1 protein-coding gene is annotated in these 1,550 nt (G+C 70.8%); it reads right to left on the minus strand.

Annotated elements, in window-relative coordinates; all coding sequences use genetic code 11:
• Nucleotides 1–196 precede the first annotated feature (196 nt).
• A partial coding sequence (gene tnpC, locus ACRDSQ_RS29670; protein WP_431425631.1) for an IS66 family transposase occupies nt 197–1,550 on the minus strand: 1,354 nt, incomplete at its 5' end.

The raw sequence follows: 1,550 nt of genomic DNA on the forward strand, positions 1-1,550 counted from the left end.
GCCCGTCATCGCGCAGGCGAGGACGTCGCGGCCTTCGAGCCCGGCCGGGATCGCGGCGCGCTGGATCGGTGTGGGGACCTCGAAGCCGAGGTCGGCAACCCCGCGGAGCAGGGTGGGATGGAGGGCAAACTCGGAGAACGACATGACACAGCCTTTCAGCAGTCTTCCGCGGGTTGATAAAGCCATTTGTAAGCGTTCAGGCTTGAGCAGCCTTCGGCAGCGGCGAGTGAGGCGAACACGGGACGAGCGAAGGGCCGGGATCTCCGTGAAGCACGGAGACGGAGACCTGCGTGAGGTAGTCGATGATGTTGCGCTGTTGTTCCCGGAGGGTGGCAGCGACGGTGAGCATACGTTCAACAAACCGACTGCCGGCCGCACTGTGGGTGCCAAAGCAGCCTTTGCGCCAGAGGACCGCCGGGCGGAGCGCGCGTTCGGCCGCGTTGTTGGTCGGCTCCACGCCCGAGACGTCGACGAACGTCCACAGGGCCGGCGCCACCGTGAGCAGGTCCCGGCAGGTCGCGGCGGTCTTGGCCTGACCGCAGGTCACGCCCCAGCGCAGTCGTTTCTCGACGCGCCGCCGCAGGGGCTCCATCGCCGCTTGGAACTGCGCCCGCGTCCAGGTGCCGTCGCGCACCCGATGCCACCACGCGAACATCTGCTCGGTGTCGGTCCCCAATCGACGGCCGAGGCGGGCCGCGGCGCCGCCGCGCTCGGTGAAGGCGATGAACTCGCGCCGGAGATGGGCCCAGCACAGTTGCCGACGCGCCAAGGGCCAGTCGCCATACGCGCTCCAGCGATCACTGACCAAGAAGGCTGCGCTCTGGCCCAGCAGGGTGCGCGCGGCGACCCGCCCGCGCCGGGCATGGATCAGGAACACGGTCACCCGCGCCGTGACCGCGACCCACAGCCACGCCCGCTGGCGCCCCTCGCGCCAGCCGGTCTCATCGGCGTGGATCACTGGCGCCTGCTCGACGACATACGCGTGCGCGGCAGCGACGGGCGCCGCCAGCGCAGCACTCACCGCGGCTTCGCACGCGGTCACCGTCCCCAAGGCGATGTCAATGTGGAAGAGGTCGGCCAGCAGGCCGACCGTCGTGCGCTTACTCAGGTGGTAGACGCCGGTGCACGCCGCCACGATCGCGACCACGCGTGGGCCCAGCGCGCCGCGCGGCACCCCGGTCGGCCACGGGGCAGTGGTCGTCACGCCACACCGCGGGCAGCCCAGGGTGTGCAGTTGGTACTCGGTGATCGTTGGCCGCACCGGCGGCAGCTCGGTGACTTGGTGGCGCCGGGGCGTAGCGTCACGCCCCCGGAGTCGTGCGCCACAGGCGCGACACTGCGCCGGCTTCACGGGCACGATGGCATCGACCTGCTCCACTGGCACCAGCGCCCGATACTGCCCGGTGTGGCCCGGCTGTGCCCCGGGCTGACGGCCCGAGGGCGCCTTCGGCGGTCGGACGACGGTGGGCGGATCAGTCGACGGCGGTCGCGATGAATTCTGCGAACTCTGCTCCAGTCGCTCGGTCAGGACGGCGACCTGCGCGCGCAAC

The sequence above is a fragment of the Actinokineospora sp. genome, from assembly GCF_050699995.1.
GTDB lineage: Bacteria > Actinomycetota > Actinomycetes > Mycobacteriales > Pseudonocardiaceae > Actinokineospora.